The sequence below is a fragment of the Marinitoga sp. 1155 genome, from assembly GCF_001021175.1.
In the GTDB taxonomy this organism is placed as follows: domain Bacteria; phylum Thermotogota; class Thermotogae; order Petrotogales; family Petrotogaceae; genus Marinitoga.
In genome coordinates this window covers 1-17,412 of the sequence record NZ_AZAX01000023.1, presented here as the reverse complement: position 1 = coordinate 17,412, position 17,412 = coordinate 1, and the positions used below count along the sequence as shown (strand labels likewise).

Annotated in this window: 13 protein-coding genes and 1 pseudogene; 10 read left to right on the top strand and 4 right to left on the bottom strand. The window is 27.5% G+C overall.

What is annotated here, in order from left to right:
• Positions 1-33 precede the first annotated feature (33 nt).
• Together X274_RS07600 and X274_RS07595 are read left to right on the top strand one after the other, a co-directional pair.
• Positions 34-3,003 carry a non-ribosomal peptide synthetase gene (locus X274_RS07600; protein ID WP_047266230.1) on the top strand — a complete coding sequence of 990 codons (2,970 nt, stop codon included), beginning with the start codon at positions 34-36 and terminating at the stop codon, positions 3,001-3,003.
• A complete protein-coding gene (locus X274_RS07595) occupies positions 3,003-4,196 on the top strand; it encodes an MFS transporter (protein WP_047266229.1) in 1,194 nt (397 codons plus the stop codon). The genes X274_RS07600 and X274_RS07595 overlap by 1 nt, the downstream gene beginning before the upstream one ends.
• A 260-nt stretch (positions 4,197-4,456) precedes the next feature.
• On the opposite strand, the gene hcp is transcribed toward X274_RS07595, so the two are convergent.
• Together hcp and X274_RS07585 are read right to left on the bottom strand one after the other, a co-directional pair.
• Positions 4,457-6,118: a hydroxylamine reductase gene (gene hcp / locus X274_RS07590; RefSeq protein ID WP_047266245.1), complete on the bottom strand. Its 1,662-nt coding sequence runs from the start codon at positions 6,116-6,118 to the stop codon at positions 4,457-4,459.
• Positions 6,119-6,148: 30 nt separating this feature from the next.
• A complete protein-coding gene (locus X274_RS07585; protein ID WP_047266228.1) occupies positions 6,149-7,348 on the bottom strand; it encodes a DUF438 domain-containing protein in 1,200 nt (399 codons plus the stop codon).
• Positions 7,349-7,538: 190 nt separating this feature from the next.
• On the opposite strand from X274_RS07585, the gene merA reads away from it, so the two are divergent.
• From merA to X274_RS07570, 3 genes and pseudogenes are all read left to right on the top strand, one after another.
• Positions 7,539-8,918, top strand: coding sequence for a mercury(II) reductase (merA, locus tag X274_RS07580; RefSeq protein WP_047266227.1), 1,380 nt, complete (start codon positions 7,539-7,541; stop codon positions 8,916-8,918).
• A 10-nt stretch (positions 8,919-8,928) separates the two neighbouring features.
• A complete protein-coding gene (locus tag X274_RS07575; protein WP_047266226.1) occupies positions 8,929-9,528 on the top strand; it encodes a cation transporter in 600 nt (199 codons plus the stop codon).
• 1 nt (position 9,529) lies between these two features.
• Positions 9,530-9,778: pseudogene (locus X274_RS07570) on the top strand (heavy metal translocating P-type ATPase); the annotation flags it as partial.
• A gap of 41 nt (positions 9,779-9,819) precedes the next feature.
• On the opposite strand, the gene pyk reads toward X274_RS07570, so the two are convergent.
• A complete protein-coding gene (gene pyk / locus X274_RS07565) occupies positions 9,820-11,238 on the bottom strand; it encodes a pyruvate kinase (RefSeq protein ID WP_047266224.1) in 1,419 nt (472 codons plus the stop codon).
• 11 nt (positions 11,239-11,249) lie between these two features.
• Positions 11,250-12,209: a 6-phosphofructokinase gene (gene pfkA, locus X274_RS07560; protein ID WP_047266244.1), complete on the bottom strand. Its 960-nt coding sequence runs from the start codon at positions 12,207-12,209 to the stop codon at positions 11,250-11,252.
• Positions 12,210-12,375: 166 nt separating this feature from the next.
• Here pfkA and X274_RS07555 point away from each other — a divergent pair, with 166 nt between their 5' ends.
• Genes X274_RS07555 through gcvPB form a run of 5 tightly spaced genes read left to right on the top strand, consistent with a single transcriptional unit; the run spans position 12,376 to position 16,897 of the window.
• Positions 12,376-12,591: a putative signal transducing protein gene (locus tag X274_RS07555; protein ID WP_047266223.1), complete on the top strand. Its 216-nt coding sequence runs from the start codon at positions 12,376-12,378 to the stop codon at positions 12,589-12,591.
• Entirely contained in the window at positions 12,591-13,697 is a 1,107-nt protein-coding gene (gene gcvT / locus X274_RS07550; RefSeq protein ID WP_047266222.1) for a glycine cleavage system aminomethyltransferase GcvT, read from the top strand. Before X274_RS07555 ends, gcvT begins: the two co-directional genes overlap by 1 nt.
• Positions 13,698-13,708: 11 nt before the next feature.
• A complete protein-coding gene (gene gcvH / locus X274_RS07545) occupies positions 13,709-14,074 on the top strand; it encodes a glycine cleavage system protein GcvH (RefSeq protein ID WP_175419597.1) in 366 nt (121 codons plus the stop codon).
• Between the two features lie 53 nt (positions 14,075-14,127).
• On the top strand, positions 14,128-15,486 hold the full coding sequence (gene gcvPA / locus X274_RS07540) for an aminomethyl-transferring glycine dehydrogenase subunit GcvPA (protein ID WP_084822687.1): 1,359 nt from the start codon (positions 14,128-14,130) through the stop codon (positions 15,484-15,486).
• Positions 15,470-16,897 carry an aminomethyl-transferring glycine dehydrogenase subunit GcvPB gene (gcvPB, locus tag X274_RS07535; protein ID WP_047266220.1) on the top strand — a complete coding sequence of 476 codons (1,428 nt, stop codon included), beginning with the start codon at positions 15,470-15,472 and terminating at the stop codon, positions 16,895-16,897. Before gcvPA ends, gcvPB begins: the two co-directional genes overlap by 17 nt.
• Positions 16,898-17,412: the final 515 nt, after the last annotated feature.

Here is a 17,412-nt window from a genome sequence, read left to right as displayed (position 1 = left end):
TATTAATAATTTCACAAAAAGGAGGATAATCTATTGAATCAAAAACATATAATAAAAGAATTTAAAGAACAGGTATCTAAAAACAGAAAAAAAACAGCACTTATTACGACAGAAGGAGTACAGTATAGTTATGGAGAAACAGATTTAATTACCGATAATCTTGCTGGTTATTTTTACTCAGTTGGAATAAAAAAAGGGGATATTATTCCTATCATAATGAAAAAAGATGAATTTTTGTTGTTTACAATACTAGCTCTTTTTAAAATAGGAGCTGCATATGTTCCTATATCAGATAATTATCCAGAAAACAAGATAAAAGAAATAATCACTCAATTTTCTGAAAAACCCGTACTTATTAATTTTGAATATAAAAAATATACTTCATTATTTAATAATAAAATTTTTAATGTGAAAAATGGAATGATTAAAAAATCGCATTTTGATGAAAATATTGATATAGAGAATTATGCATACATTTTATTTACATCTGGTAGTACAGGCAAACCAAAAGGAGTTATTGCAAGACATAAAAATCTTTCATGGATTATAAATGAATTACAATTGAAATTTCCTGTTAATATTGAAGATAGATATTTATTTAGCACACCTTTTACATTTGATGTTTCATTATCGGAATTATTTGGTTGGGTTTCTGGTGGTGGAAGTATAGTTATTCCCTGTAAAAGGGATCAGGAATTATTCAAAGAATTAATAGACATTATTTATGAATATAAAATTACACATCTTGCACTTTCTCCTTCGATATTAAGCATGATTTCAGAAAATGAAAAATTTTCTGAAAAATGCAAGGATTTAAAATATTTAATGGTTGCTGGAGAGGTGTTCCCTGTTTCTTTAGCAAATAAGGTAAGAAATATTTTAGATAATACGCAGATTTTCAATCTATACGGGCCTACAGAAACAACGGTATATGCAACAATGTATGAAATAAAGAATAATATTAAAAAAACTGTCCCAATAGGTAAGGCGTTAAATGGCGTAAAAATAAAAATTAAAAAAGAAAAAGGTACTGAAGGTAAAGAAGGTGAAATTTTAGTTGGTGGTAATGGGGTTACAGATGGATATTATAACAATAAGAAATTAACAGAAGAGATGTTTGTACTAATAAATGGTGAAAAGTATTATAAAACGGGGGATTATGGTTATATAAAAGATAATAATATTATATTTCTTGGAAGAAAGGATTCACAGATTCAGATAAACGGAATCAGGGTGGAGTTGGAAGAGATTGAAAACAGAATTTATAATAATTTTCCCATAAAACAATTAAAAATAATTTATTATAAAAAGAAGCTAATTTGTTTTTATATTTCAAATAAAGAAATTGAGGGTAATAAAATTAAAAATGTTTTAAGAAAATTTCTTAATAAATATATGATTCCGGAATTCTATATAAGAATAGATAAAATGCCTTTGAATATTAATAAAAAAATAGATATGAAATCATTAATAAAAATGTTTGAAGAATATTATACACAAACTCTAAGAGTAAAGAATAATATTTCAGATGACTATATAAAACAGAAAATAAAAAATATCATTAAAACAACACTATCATATGAAGATAATGTTTCAGACAATATATCTTTCTTTATGTTGCCAGGCAGTGATTCATTATCATCTTTAAAATTAATAAATAATTTAGAAAAAGTATTTGATATAAATTTATCGGATGATTTTTTATATATATATCCAGACATTAATTCAATGACAGAATATATAGAAAAAAACTTAAATCAGATACATTATAAACCAATATTAAAAAAATTGATTATTTCCTCAGAAAAAACAATCGAGGAATGGTATAAAAAAATTAATAAAAAAATATTGAGCGATAAAATCTTTAAAAAATACGAAACACATTATCTTCAAAAAGTTTATTATTATGATAACTTTAACTCATATATTCATGTAAACATAAATATTCCTTTCATATACGAGCTAAACAAAATCACAAAAGCATTAAATGAATTAATAAATACTCATGAATTACTAAGAAGTAAAATTGTAGAAGAAGATACTTTGTATTTTGTTGAATATAATAAAGGCTTTGATATTTCAGAGGATGTTTTAATATTTGAAAATGAGCCTGAAGAAAGAATTAATGAAATAATAGAAAAAATATTAATAAAAAACAGGTTAAATCATTTATTATATATGTTTTATATAAATTATACCGAAAACTGTATCAAATTAAATATGATCTTTTCACATAATATAATGGATCAGAAAAGTGTTCATGTATTAAAACAAAGTTTCTTTGATATATTAAACGATAAATATGAGAATAAAAATAAATCATATTTTTCAGATTTTGTAAAAATAATAAAAGAAAAAAATAATAACTACAATTTCTTATCAGATGAACATACAAAAGAATTATTCGAAGTTGAAAAACATGGCTTTGTCCCTTATACAGATAATGATATATTAATCGACACTTTTAAAATAAAGAATAAAATCGAAAATGATGAAAAAATAATTTTTATTATAAAAAGGATTCTATCCAAAATATCAAAAATTATGAATATAGAGTCATTAATAGCAAGTACAATTATGAATTATAGAATTTTTAATGACAAGGATTTTTCAAAAAATATAGGAGATTATCATACCTCTATTGTATTTAGATATAGTAATAACTGGACCGAAAATGTTTTTGAACAAAAATTTTTAAAATTATTGAAAAGATATGAAAACGGTTATCAACCCCAACAATTTATCTTCAAAAATTATCCAATAATGAATGAGATACAGAAAAAAATGGAATTTGCTTATGACTTAAATGTATTGGTTTCAATAAATTATCTCGGTGAAATACGTCAAATAGAAAAAGAAGATCTTATTAATAAATTAAAGAAAACTCGAAACACCTTAAAATCTTTTCCAGGTAAGAAAATATATATAACTTCCTTTACAGAAGAAGATAAATGTTATGTATATTACTTAACAGCGCCCGAAAGGTTAAAGGAGATGTCATAATGAGTGTATTATCTAAAAAAAAGAATCAACTTCTTTTAATTTCTGGTAACGCAGTTTCATATATGGGAGATTTGTTTTTTTTATATGCTATTAATTGGTGGATAATATCAAAAACGGGAGATACAAAAATTATAGGAATAATATCATCATTAGTAATATTACCTATGTTAATTCTAAATATAATTGGCGGAACAACTGTAGATATATTAAATAGAAAAAAATTGATGATAATATGTGATTTTATAAATGGGATAACAATGACTTTACTTGGTATAATATCTATTAACTATCCATCCATAACAATGATAGCATTGGTCTATATATTATCTTCTGCTGTTTTTGCAATATTTTCCATTGCAAGTCGTTCAATAGTTTCTGAAGTAATAAATAGTGAAGATATAGTAAGTTTTAATGCATGGTTTAATAGCATGGAAAATATCATAAAAGTAATTTCTCCGCTTTTTAGTATTTCATTGATAAATGTTGTGCCAATACATGTAATTTTCCTGATTAATGGAGCAACATTTCTTTTTTCAGGATTTTCAGAAATTTTTATTGATTATCAATATAAAAAAGATAATTTGACAAAAACAAAAAACGGAATTATTTTATTTAAAAATGGGATTAAATATATATGGAAAAATAAAAATTTAAGAAAAATGATACTAACAGCATCTTTAGTAAATTTTTTTATAGCAGGATACAATCTGTATATACCGTTATTTTCTAAAAGTGTTTTAAATTCTCCAATGGCATATTCCGGAGCATTAACCGCCGAAGCAGTTGGTTCTATTTTTGTTGTTGTAACTTCCAGATTATTTTCAAAGTACGATGAAAAAATACTTACAAATGGTATTATTTTTGGTTTAATGGGATCTTCACTATTATTAATTCAATTTAAAGAAATTATTATGCTTTATATTAGTACTTTTTTATTTGGATTATTTCTTGGACAATTCAATGTTTCATTTTTCAGTTATGTTCAAAAAAATGTTGATTCTGATTATCAGGGAAGAGTATTCTCTGTAATTTTTACACTTGCAAGCATATTAATGCCTGTTGGGAATTTATTTTTTGGTTTTATTGGTAAAATAGTAATACAATACGGTTTTTATATTATAGGAGTTGGAATAATTTTAATTTCATTTTATTTTATACTTAAAAATAATGAAAATATAAAAATATGTGAGTAAATGCATTTTTTATATGAAGTAAATTTTCATTTAATAAAGTTTTATAAAGGGGATGTAACCATTGTGTGGAATTGTTGGGATATATAATTTCAAAGGAAATGTTGAAAAACATGATTTATATAAAATGTTAAAACAAATAGAACATAGAGGTCCAGATTACAAAAATGTTTAATGTTTTTTTCAATTGCAATATACAACATAATATTATTAATAACAAAAAACCCCTCTGAATTTCAGAGGGGGTAATTATTTTTATTTAATTATTTATTCAAGAAAAATTCAAGATCTTTTTCAACAGTAGTAATAGGATTAATTCCAAAATTATCAACTAATACTTTCAATACATTTGGTGAAACAAATGCTGGTAATTTCGGACCTAATTTTATTCCTTTTACTCCTAAGTATAATAATGCTAATAATACTGCTACTGCTTTTTGTTCATACCAAGCTATATTATATTCAATTGGTAATTCATTAATATCTTCTAGTCCAAATGCTTCTTTTAATTTTAATGCTGTTACTACTAATGAATAAGAGTCATTACATTGACCTGCATCTAATACCCTTGGAATTCCTCCGATATCTCCAAGTTCTAATGTATTATATCTATATTTTGCACATCCTGCTGTTAAGATAACTGTATCTTTTGGTAAGTTAGCTGCAAACTCTGTATAATATTCTCTTTCTTTATGTCTTCCATCACAACCTGCCATTACAAAGAATTTCTTTATTGCTCCTGTTTTTACAGCATCTATTACTTTATCTGCCACCTGGGCTACTTGTTCATGAGCAAAACCTATTACTAATTTCTTCCCTTCTCTTTCTGGAATTGGCCCTAATTCTAACGCCTTCTTTATAACTGGTGAGAAATCTTTTGGTTTTCCATCTGTTCTATTTGGAATATGAGTTAATTTATCAAATCCTACTAATCCTGTGGTAAATACTCTATCTTTATATGATTCTTTTGGAGGAACTAAACAGTTTGTTGTCATTAATATTGCTCCGCCAAATTCTTCAAATTCTTTATCCTGTCTCCACCATGAACCTCCAAAGTTTCCTGCTAAGTGTTTATATTTTTTTAATTCTGGATAAGCATGAGCTGGTAACATTTCTCCATGTGTATAAACTTTAATTCCTGTTCCTTCTGTTTGTTTTAATAATTCTTCTAAATCTAATAAATCATGCCCACTTACTAAAATTCCAGGTGCATTATATGTTCCAGTATATACTTCTGTAATTTCAGGATTACCATATGTTGATGTGTTTGCTTTATCCAATAATGCCATTACCTCAACTGCATATTTTCCTGTTTCAAGTGTTAAATTTATTAATTTCTCTGCTGTTATATCTTCTCTTAATGTTTCAACTAAGCCCTTCTGTAAGAAATATAATATATCATCATTTGAATGTTTTAACACGTATGCATGATCAGCATATGCCGCAATTCCTTTTAATCCATATATTACTAATTGTTTCAAAGATCTGATGTCTTCATCTTTATCGGCCAAAACCCCAACTTCTGCACCTTTTAATTCATAAATTTCTGCTCCACCTGGTTTATACCATTCTGCAGCTTCTGGAACTTTTTCTTCAAATGGTTTACCTTCTTTTGCCACATATGCATCTAAAAACAAATGTTTTACTTTTTCCCTTAATTCTATAGCTTTATCAATAAAATTGACCATTCTTTCAACAGAAAAATTGACATTTGTAATTGTGCTAAATAATGCTTCTGCGACAAATAAATTTGCTTCATCATCTTTTATATCGTATTCTTTTGCTTTTAAAGTCCAAAAAGATAAACCTTTTGTTAGCCATATTAACATATCCTGTAAATTTGCAACTTCTGGGGTTTTACCACACACACCAAAAGCTTCACACCCTATACCTTTTGCTGCTTCTGAACATTGATAACAAAACATACTACCCATTACTAACACCTCCATAATATTTTAATTTTTTTCGTCATAAATACGTCTTTCGCCTGTTATTTCCTGGATTGGTTTTATATCCTGGGTTACTTCTAAAGTTCCAAGATATTCACCTTTGTTATTTCTCACAGCAAAATATCTTATATATACATATTTTTCTCCTATTTTTAACCAGAAATCAGCATTATTTCTTTTTCCACTTTTAAAATCATTAACAATTTTTTTTACTATATCTACACTTTTAGGAGGATGACAATTTTCTACTTTTCTTCCTAAAATTGCTCTGCTTCTTATAAAAATTCTTTCTTTAGATTCACTAAAATATTTAACTTCATCATTTGCATCAACAAAGGTTATATCTATTGGTAATGTATTCAATATATACTTTAATTGTTCTACTGTTAATTTGCCACTTGGAAGTTTTATTTTCCCTTCTAATACACCTTCTGTTTCACTTTTTTCTAAATCCAATGGTTCTGGATCAAAACAGCAATATCCAATTTCATCAAATTGTTTTCTTATATCAAACCATTCTTCTTTTTTAATTAATTTTAAAGCAGTTGGAAATAAAACAGAATGCTCTTTATGAACATGATTCATAAATAATTCTAATAATGCTAATGAAATATTGTATAAATCTTTTTTTATTTCTTCAAAATTTTTATTATCTTTTATTTTTATAATTTTTTTCCTTAAATCTCTTACCTGATCATGTTCCCTCCACATTATTGCAGGAGGTTTTGTTATTCCGTATTTTTCTATATAGGGAAATAAAACATTTTCTTCTTTTAAGAAATAATTTTCTGCAGCCATAAGATTATCAATGTGAATATTTAAATTCATAAATAGCGGAAACGCTTCCTGAATGGATTTTTTCTCTAATATTTTTTTTGCAATATCTCTTATTTTTTCTGCGGTTTTTATAATGTGTTCATGTTCTTTCATTAAAATATAAATAGGATGCCAGGATTCAACTTCTATTTTTTCTTTATCTATATATTCTTTAAATAAATTAAGATGTACATCACATACTGATTGGATTTGATCAATTGTTATTCCTTCATTATCCATTAATTCCTGTTCTACTAAAGCAATTTCTTCTGCTGATAATTCTCTTATAATGCTTTGTAATTCCTTCTTTAATTCTTCATTATCTTTTTCCTGGTTTACTCTTTTTATCAAGTTTTTTAAATATTCTTTTTTATTAAACAATTCACTCATATTATCTCCTCGCTTTGTGAAAAATATTATTTATTTACATATTAATTATAACTCATTTTGTCTATTTTGTCTGTAACCAGGGTTACACTATAAAAAATAATATACTTTGTTTTATTAATAGAAATGTAATAATATAAGATTATAATAATATTAAGACACCCTATGTAGGTGGGGTAAGAGGAGGTGGATTATGAAATACGAATTGATTATTATTGGAGGAGGAGCGGCCGGATTTTCTGCAGCACTTGAAGCAGAAAGAAAAAATAAAAAAACTTTGATTATTAATAATAATGAAAATGTAGAAATAGGAGGTACATGTGTAAATGTAGGATGTTTCCCTACTAAACATCTGTTATATAAAGCAGAATTGATTTACAAAATACAAAACAATATTTTTGAAGGAATAAAGACAAATCTACAAATTGATTATTCTAAAATTATTGAAGAAAAAGATAAATTGGTATTAAAAGCTAGAAAGGAAAAATATATAAAAATTCTTAAAAATTTAAAGAATGTAGAATTTTTGAATGGAAAAGCAAAATTTATTGATAAAAACACTATTATAGTAAATAACAAAAAAATAAAAGGTGAAAAATTTTTAATTGCTACAGGTTCAAGGACATATATTCCTCAAATACCAGGTTTAGAAAACATTGAATTTTTAACAAATAAAGAAGCTTTAGATTTAAAAGAATTACCGGATAAATTAATTATAATTGGTGGTGGAGCATTAGGACTGGAATTTGCTCAAATATTTTCGAGATTTGGTTCTAAAGTAGTAATATTAGAAGCTACCAATCATATAATGAATGGTGTAGATGATGATTTTGAAAGGTTAATAAGCAATTATTTAAAAGATGAAGGTATAAAAATTATTAAAAATGCAAAAATAAAAGTAATTAAAAATAATGTAGTTATTCTTGAAGATGATAAAAAAATCCAATTTGATAAACTTCTTATTGCCGCAGGAAGAGTTGCAAATACAGATGATTTAGGATTAGAGAAAATAAATATCAAATTAGGAAATAGAAAAGAAATAGTAGTGGATAAGTATTTAAAAGCAGTTGAAAACATCTGGGCTGCTGGAGATGTAATAGGAAATCCTATGCTTGAAACTATTGCTGCTAAGGAAGGAAATTTGGCCGTGAAAAATATGTATTCTGAAAGTAAGGAAAAAATGGATTATAGCATAATACCATATGCTATATTTACGGATCCTCAATTTGCAAGTGTTGGGTTAACTGAAAAAGAAGCAAAAAAGAATGATATAAAAATAAAATGCAATTTTGTTAAACTGGAAAATTTACCAAAGGCTATAGCAATAAAAGACACAAAAGGAGCTATTAGGTTTGTTATTAATGAAAATACTGAAGAAATTTTAGGAATACAGTTATTATCTCCTTTAGCTGGTGATATAATTCATGAAGCAACTATGATTATTAAAAATAAAATGAAAATAAAAGAAGTTATTGAGACAATACATGTTTTTCCAACTCTTTCAGAAATAATAAAACTTGGAGCTCAAGACTTTAAAAGAGATATTTCAAAAATGAGTTGTTGTGTGGAATAGAGGGATAAATATGAAGGGTGTATATAAAATATCCGGAATGACATGTTCTTCATGTGCAAGAATTGTAGAGAAGACATTAAATAAAATACCAGGTATAAAAAAAGCTAATGTGAAATTAGATGAAGAATTGGTAGAGATTACATTTGAAAAAGAAGTTGCTTTTAATATTTTAAAAGGAAAATTATTAGAAACAGGATATGATATAGAAGAAATTAAAGAGAATGAATATAATAAGAAAAGATATAAAGAAAGTAGAAAAAATATGATATTAGCAATAATAATATCACTTCCTGTAATGTTTTTGTTTATTGAAAACAATCTATCACATAAAAATCCAGATTTTTATGTGATAGAAATTATTACAGGTTCATATATAATATTTTATTTAGGAAAATATATAATAATTGATGCATTTAAATCAATAAAAAAATTAAGTTTTAATTTTGATATATTAATATTTTTTATTTCATTAATATCATGGGTATCCGCATTATTGAAATCATTCTCATATCAAATTAAATCTTTTGGTATATTAGGAATAACAATAACAACAATATATTTAATAATAAAATATATGAAAATAAAGAAAAAAACAACAACATTTTCATGATGTTTCAAATGCTGATGTGATTATAGTAAAAGGTGGTGTTTCGGAGATAGTTGATACAGTAGAAATTTCAAGAAAAACATTTTCAGTAATAAAATCTAATTTATTCTGGGCATTTTTCTATAATGTAATAGCTATTCCCGCTGCAATGTCCGGATTATTGCATCCTGCAATTGCAGAAGCAGCAATGGCATTCAGTTCTATAACTGTAGTGCTGAACTCATTAAAGATAAAAAGAGGAAAAAGAAAATAAAAGAAATATTTAAATAAAATAAACTGTGCGATATGCACAGTTTATTTTATTTCTGCAATATGTAAGAAATTAGTTTTACTGGAAAATCCATAAGGGATACCAGCAGTGAAAATAATTTTTTCTCCGGGTTTTACAAAACCTTCATTTTTTAATGTTTGCTTAACAATATAAAGCATTGTATCAGTACTTACAAATTCATTTACAATCATTGGAGTTACTCCCCATACCAAAGCCAATCGGTTATAAGTTCTTTCTGAATGTGTAACGGCAATAATATTAACATTTTCTCTATATCGTGAAACTGCTCTTGCTGTATAACCTTTATCGGTAACAGCAACAATTGTTTTTATTCCCATAGAAAGAGCAATTTCGTTTGCTGCTTTTGATATAGCATTTGTAGTTGAATCTTCTTCATCAAAGTCAAAAAATAAAGCACCATAATGGTTCATATAAGGTTCGGTTTCTTTTGCAACCCTATCCATGACTTTAACAGCTTCTATTGGGTATTTCCCAATTGATGTTTCACCTGATAGCATAATGGCATCCGTACCGTCGAGTATAGCATTAGCTATATCGGTTGTTTCTGCTCTCGTGGGAACAGGGTTTTCTATCATGGTTTCAAGCATTTGGGTAGCGGTAATTACTGGTTTGGATTTTTTGTTTGCTATACTTATAATTCTTTTTTGTAAAACAGGAATTTTTTCTGCTTCAACTTCAACGCCTAAATCTCCTCTTGCAACCATTACAGCATCTGATAGCTCTATAATTTTTTCAAGATCATTATCAATTGCCTGTTTCGTTTCAATTTTACTAATAATTTGAGCGTCTTTCGCATTTAAAGAATTCAATAGTTCTCTCATTTCTATAACATCTTCTGGTTTTCTAACAAATGATAAGGCAAAATAATCAACTTCGTTTTTAATGCCGAACTCTATATATTTTTTATCTTTTTCAGTTAAAGCTGGAATTTTTATATCAGCACCAGGAGCGTTTATTCCTCGTCTGTGTGTTATTGTGGCTGTATTCATAACTTCTGTTTTTATATTAATTCCATCTGAAGAAATAACCTTTAATTTTAATTTTCCATCATTAACCAATATTAAGTTTCCGGGTTTTACATCACCTGGTAATCCTTTATAGTTAATAGAAACTTTTGTATTATCACCAATTATATCTTCAGTAGTTAAAATAAATTCCTGTCCTTTTTGTAATGTAACTTCTTCTGTATTAAATTTGCCTGTTCTAATTTTAGGCCCGGCTAAATCAAGGAGAATAGCAACAGGTTTACTGAATTCATTTCTTATTTTTTTAATTATTTCTATTCTTTTTTGATGCACTTCTGGACTTTCATGAGATGTGTTTAACCTTAATACATCAGCACCGGCTTTTATCAAATTTCTTACCATTCCTTCAGATTCTGTAGCTGGACCAATAGTAGCAACAATTCTTGTTTTTCTCATATAATCACTCCTTAAGATAATGTGTTTACTAAATCAATTAATTTAAGATCAAGTGTTTTTTTCTCGCTTAAAACTATCTCTAAAGGCACTGTGACATTTTGTCCTTTTTCCAATGCAACCATAGTTCCATATTTTCCTTCTAATAAGAAATTTACAGCGGAATATCCCATTCTTGAAGCAAGAATTCTGTCAAATGCAGTGGGAGATCCACCACGTTGAATATGTCCTAAAATTGTAATTCGTGTTTCATAACCTATTTTATTCTCAAAATGTCTTGCAACTGAGTAGGCACTTGCAGCACCTTCAGCAACTACCACAATACAATTGATCTTACCCCTCTTTCTTTCTTTCCAGATTTTATCTGTCAATTCATCATAATCTACAGGAACCTCTGGTATAATAACAGCTTCTGCACCAACCGACAATCCAGACATTAATGCAATATAACCAGAACCTCTACCCATAACTTCAACAATAAAAGCTCTTTCATGTGAAGATGCAGTATCTTTCAATTTTTGCATTGCTTCAACAGCTGTGTTTAAACATGTATCAACACCAATTGCCATATCTGTATGTGGAATGTCATTATCAATTGATGCAGGGATACCTATAACAGGAATATTATACTCTTCATATAATAACTTTGCTCCTGTTAAACTCCCTTCGCCACCTATAACAATAAGACCGTCAACATTTAAATCTTTCAAATTTTTTGCGGCTTCTGCTCTAATTTCTGGATTTTTAAATTCTGGTACTCTAGCAGTCCTTAATATAGTTCCACCTTTTTCCATTATCCCTCCTACAGAAGAATAGGTTAATTCAACATAATCTTTATCAAGTATTCCAGCATAACCTTTATAAAATCCGATTACATCAATATTTTTTGAAGATGCAGTTCTGGTAACAGCTCTAACTGCTGCATTCATCCCGGGTGCATCACCACCACTGGTGATAATACCTATTTTTTTAATTTCAGGCATAAAATTCCCTCCTTATTATTAAACGTGAAAAACTATGAATATATGAAATTTTTTTCATTTATTGCCGTTTATTGTTATTATACCACGTTTTTTATAAATTTTCTTTTCTTTATAAATACAAATTTTAGATGTATAATACCATTAGTGAGGTGATAAAATGTGGAAATTATTAAAATCGCATATTAATGATTTCGAAGCGCAATTGGTGAAACAGTTATTAGAATCAGAAGGAATAAGCGTATTAGTAAAAGCGCCAAAAGAAATAGGTATAGGAAGAGAGTTTTTTGGAAATGGAACAATAATGAATGTTTTTGTTAAAGAAAATGATTATGAAAATGCAAAAGAAATTTTAGAAAATAAGGAGGCAGATTAATGGAAAATTTAAAGAGGACACCGCTTTTTGAAGAACATGTAAGATTAGGAGCAAAAATGGTTCCATTTGGTGGTTGGGAAATGCCTGTATGGTATTCTTCTTTAAAAGAAGAACATAATGCTGTAAGAAATAACGTGGGAATATTTGATGTTTCCCATATGGGAGAAATTGATATTAAGGGAAAAGAAGCGGTAAAATTCGTAAATTATTTAATAACAAATAATGTAGAAAAAATCAAACCAGAAGAAATAGTTTATTCTCCAATGTTAAATGAAAATGGTGGAATTATAGATGATCTATTAGCTTATAAATATTCAGATACACATCTTTTATTAGTTGTGAATGCTTCAAATATTGAAAAAGATTATAATTGGATATTAAAACAGGCAGAAAAATTCGATGTTAATGTAACAAATATTTCAGACAAAACAGCACAAATAGCTGTTCAAGGTCCAAAAGCTGAAGAAATGTTACAAGAAATATCAGGGGTTGATTTGAAAGAAATTTCATATTATAATTTCACTGAAGGAAGAATTAATGGAATAAAATGTTTAATTTCAAGAACTGGCTATACAGGTGAAGATGGTTTTGAAATTTACTTAGAAAAAGAAGCTGCGGTTCCTATGTGGAGAAAATTAATAGAATTGTTGTCTAAATATGATGGTAAACCAGCAGGATTAGGTGCAAGAGATACATTAAGATTGGAAGCTACCTATTTATTATATGGAAATGATATGACAGATGAAATTACCCCTTTTGAAGCAGGGCTAAAATGGGCAGTTGATATGGAAAAAGATTTCATTGGTAAAGAAACATTATTAAAAGAAAAAGAAATTGGGATTAGAAGAAGATTAAAAGGTATAGAAATGTTAGAAAAAGGTATTCCAAGACATGGTTATAAAATATTTGCTGAGGATAAAGAAGTAGGTTTTATTACAAGTGGAACAATGTCTCCAACATTGGAGAAACCGATAGCATTGGCTATGTTAAATAAACCATATTACAAAAAAGATACAGAAATAGAAGTAGAAATAAGAGGGAAAAGAGTGAAAGCAAAAGTAATAAAAACACCATTTTATAGAGGTAGTGTAAAAAATAGAAAATAACTTAGGAGGGTATGAAAATGAAAAAATTTACAAAAACTCACGAATGGGTAGAAGTAGAAGGTAAAATTGCTACAATAGGAATTACGTCACATGCAGCAGAAGAATTAGGTGATGTAACATTTGTTGAATTACCTGAAGAAGGAAAAGAAATTTCAAAAGGTGAAGTTTTATGCGCTGTAGAATCAGTGAAATCTGCCAGTGATGTTTACTCTCCAATATCAGGAAAAGTTATTGAAGTAAATACAGAATTAGATGCGTCTCCTGAAATTATTAATGAAGATGCAGAAGGAAAAGGTTGGATAGTGAAATTAGAACTTTCTAACGAAAGTGAATTAGAAGAATTATTAAGTGAAGAAGAATATAAAAACTTATTATAATCATGGGGCCCGGTTTTCCGGGTCTTTGAAATTTTAAGAGTGAGGTGAAATAGGTGAAAAATTTTCCATATATTCCACATACAGAAGAAGATATAAAAGAAATGATGAATGTAATTGGAATTGATAATATAAAAGAATTATACAAAGATATTCCTGAATTATTTGATGGGGAATTAAATATACCTGAATCAAAATCGGAAATTGAAGTTAAAAGGGAATTATTAGAATTATCAAAAAGAACTACTAATTTAGAAAATTATGCAATGTTTAGAGGAGCAGGTATTTATAAACATTATGTACCTTCAGCAGTATATCAATTAGCTACAAAAAGGAATTTCTTGACTGCATACACGCCATACCAAGCAGAAGTTTCTCAAGGAACATTACAAGCATTATATGAATTTCAAACAGCTATTTGTGAAATAACAGGTATGGAAGTAGCAAATTCTTCTATGTATGATGGTGGGACAGCTGTTGCTGAGGCCATATTGATGGCATCAAGGGTAAATAGAAAACATAAAGCATTAGTAGCAAAATCAATTCATCCAGAATACATCGAAGTATCAAAAACATATACGGAATCTCAAAATATAGAAATTGAATTAATTGATTATGATGAAAAAACAGGAAGGATAAATTTAGAAGATTTGAAATCTAAAATAGATGAAAATACGAGTTCAGTTGTAATTTCATATCCGAATTTTTTTGGAATTATTGAAAATATTAAACAAATAAAAGAAATATTACCTGAAAAAGTATTATTAATAGTAAATGCATATCCCATAGCCCTAGGGTTATTAGAATCACCAGGGAATTTAGGTGCAGATATAGTTGTTGGTGAAGGTCAATCATTAGGAAATTACATGTCTTTTGGAGGTCCTACTTTTGGTTTCTTCGCATCAAAACAAAAGTATATAAGACAAATGCCCGGAAGAATTATTGGAGAAACAATCGATGCAGATGGAAAAAAAGGTTTTGTAATGGTATTGCAAACAAGAGAACAACATATTAGAAGAGCAAGAGCTACATCGAATATTTGTTCAAATCATGCATTAATGGCTGTTATTGCATCTGTTTATTTAAGCATTATTGGAAGAGAAGGATTAAAAGAAATAGCTTATCAAAATTACCAAAAAGCGCATTATTTAGCGAAAAAATTAATTGAATCAGAAAAATTTGATCCTGTTTTTGAAGGAGAATTTTTCAATGAATTTGTTATAAAACCAAGATTTGATTTAGATGTATTTAATAAAAAATTATTAGAAGAAAAATATATAGGTCCTTTAAACTTAGGAAAATTCTTTGAAGATAAAAAAAATTATGCATTATTCTGTTCAACAGAATTAAACACAAAAGAAGAAATTGATTATTTGATTTCTAAGGTAGGTGAAATAGATGAAATTGATTTTTGAAAAAGATAAAAGTGGAAGAACTGCATTTTCTCTGCCAAAATTAGATGTTCCTGAAACAAAAATTGAATTAGAAGAAGAATTATTAAGAAAAAAAGAACCAAGATTACCCCAAGTGCATGAATTAGAAATTGTTAGACATTATAATGAATTAGAAAGAAAAAATCATTCTGTGGATAGCGGATTTTATCCTTTAGGTTCTTGTACAATGAAATATAATCCGATGTTAAACGAAGAAATGGCAAACTTATTTAACAATATACATCCGTATTTAGAAGAAGAGCATATTCAAGGAGCACTTGAATTAATGTATAATTTACAAAAATATCTTGGTGAAATAACAGGTATGGATGCCGTTACATTGCAACCAGCAGCAGGAGCACACGGCGAATTAGCTGGAATGCTTATTGTAAAAAAATATATAGAAGATAATGGTTATACAAACAAAACAAAAGTTATTTTGCCAGATTCTGCTCATGGAACAAATCCAGCTTCTGCAAAAATGGCAGGGTTTGATGTTGTTGAAATAAAATCAGGGCCAGATGGAAGAGTTGATTTAGAAGAGTTTAAAAAGGTTATGGATGATACAGTTGCTGCTATAATGCTTACTAATCCAAACACATTGGGTCTTTTTGAAAAAGATATTTTAAAAATAGCAAAATTAGCTCATGAACACAATGCGTTACTGTATTATGATGGTGCAAATTTAAATGCAATAATGGGAAAAGTAAGACCTGGAGATATGGGGTTTGATATAGTTCATTTAAATTTACATAAAACATTCTCAACGCCGCATGGAATGGGTGGTCCTGGTAGTGGTCCTGTTGGAGTAAAGGAAAAGTTAAGAGATTATCTACCTAAACCAATTGTTGAAATAGATGAAGATGGAAAATATTATTTTAATCATAATATACCAAAAAGTATAGGAAGATTAAGAACATTTTATGGTAACTTTAGTGTTATGGTTAGAGCTTATACATATATATTAATGATGGGAAAAGAAGGATTAAAATTTGCAAGTGAAATGGCTGTATTAAATGCCAATTATTTAAGAAAAAAATTAGAAAAAGAATTTAAAATAGCATATAACGAAATATGTAAACATGAGTTTATAATAGACGGAACTTTCTTAAAAGAATATGGAGTAAAAACTTTAGATTTTGCAAAAAGATTATTAGATTACGGTATACATCCGCCAACAATTTATTTCCCATTAATAGTTCATGAAGCGATGATGATAGAGCCAACAGAAACAGAATCTAAAGAAGAATTAGATCACTTTATAGATGTGATGCATAAAATATTGGAAGAAGCCAAAACAAATCCGGAAATATTAAAAGAAGCTCCAGTAAATACACCAGTAAGAAGATTAAATGAAACTGTTGCTAATAAACAATTGAAACTTAGAGGATGATATATTAGAGAAAATAATTTAGTACGCCATTCTATGATTGGAATGGCGTTTTTTTTATTGGCTTATAATAAAAATTAATAAAAACTCATGCATCTAAGGATGTAATTATTAATGTAAAAAGAACTATAAAAATAAATATTAGTTAAATTTATGCTATAATAAAAAAGAAAGCAAAAGTATGATTAGAATAGATGCATATAAGTATATGGAGGTATGAATATTTTCTTTGAAAATATTAAAAAGTTTTTATTTTAAAATATTAAATTTTTATCCTATAACCCCCCGTAGGCGCAAATATTTGCTTTGCAAATATTTTAAGAATTTATTTTTTAAAATAAAATGATTTTATCCTAATATTTACCGAAGGAGAGCGACATCTCAAAATTTTTTTTAATTAAAATCCAATTTTTAATCCTATTACCCACCGTAAGTGTGAATATTTTCTTTGAAAATATTGAAAAGTTTTAATTTTAAAATCTTTAATCTTTATCCTATAACCCGCCGTAGGCGTGTAA